Source organism: Bacillus sp. JJ1503, assembly GCF_036965125.1.
GTDB lineage: Bacteria > Bacillota > Bacilli > Bacillales > Cytobacillaceae > Cytobacillus.
On record NZ_JBALOZ010000534.1, the window covers coordinates 1 to 997 of the forward strand.

General features: G+C 39.3%; 1 protein-coding gene. It reads left to right on the plus strand.

Going from position 1 to position 997, the window contains the following annotated elements; translation table 11 throughout:
- Positions 1 to 165: 165 nt before the first annotated feature.
- The coding region (locus V7149_RS26330) for a methionine ABC transporter ATP-binding protein (RefSeq protein WP_335348503.1) at positions 166 to 997 on the plus strand (832 nt) is incomplete at its 3' end.

A 997-nucleotide genomic window follows, 5' to 3' on the forward strand; every position in this document is an offset into this window, starting at 1 on the left:
ATTTTATGAAATGGTGCCAATTCACACAAAGCAGACTTGCTTTGGAAGATGAGGGGAAGGATAAAGTCGTAATGCCTTTCTGCTCATAACAGAAAGGCATTTTCTTGTTATTTCTCTTTATTCATCTATTATATTGTAAATGGGATTTAGAGAGGGTGAGCAGTTATGATCTCAATCAAAAATGTCCAAAAGATATTTCCTTCTAAACAAGGCCAAGTCACTGCAGTAGACAACGTAAATTTAGAAGTTAACGAAGGAGAAATCTTTGGTGTCATTGGCTATAGCGGGGCTGGAAAAAGTACATTAATTCGAATGCTCAATGGACTTGAAATTCCATCAAGCGGGAACGTTGTCGTGGCTAATAATGAAGTTTCACATATAAAAGGCAAGAGTTTAAGAAAAGCAAGACAGGATATTAGCATGATTTTCCAGCATTTCAACCTGCTTTGGTCTAGAACAGTTAGACAAAATATTGCATTTCCACTTGAAATTGCTGGTGTGGCAAAAGAGGAAAGATTAAAACGGGTGGATGAACTCATTAAGCTTGTTGGGCTGGAAGGAAGAGAGAATGCCTATCCCTCTCAATTGAGCGGAGGGCAAAAACAGCGTGTCGGCATTGCTAGAGCGCTGGCAAACAACCCGAAAGTGTTGTTATGTGATGAAGCCACATCTGCACTTGATCCAGAAACGACAGATTCGATTCTTGAATTATTAGTAGATATTAATGAGCGATTGGGATTAACGATTGTCCTAATTACACATGAAATGCATGTTATCCGCAAGATTTGCCATCGAGTTGCAGTGATGGAAAGCGGAAAAATAGTCGAAATTGGTCCAGTTTTAGAAGTATTTAAAAATCCGCAGGAGCCAATTACAAAGCGTTTTCTCCAGCAAGTAACGGAACCGGAGGAAACACAAGAGACGATTGAACATCTTCTTGAGAAATATCCTGAAGGTCAAGTAGTTCAGTTAACCTTTGTAGGAGATTCTACAGGAC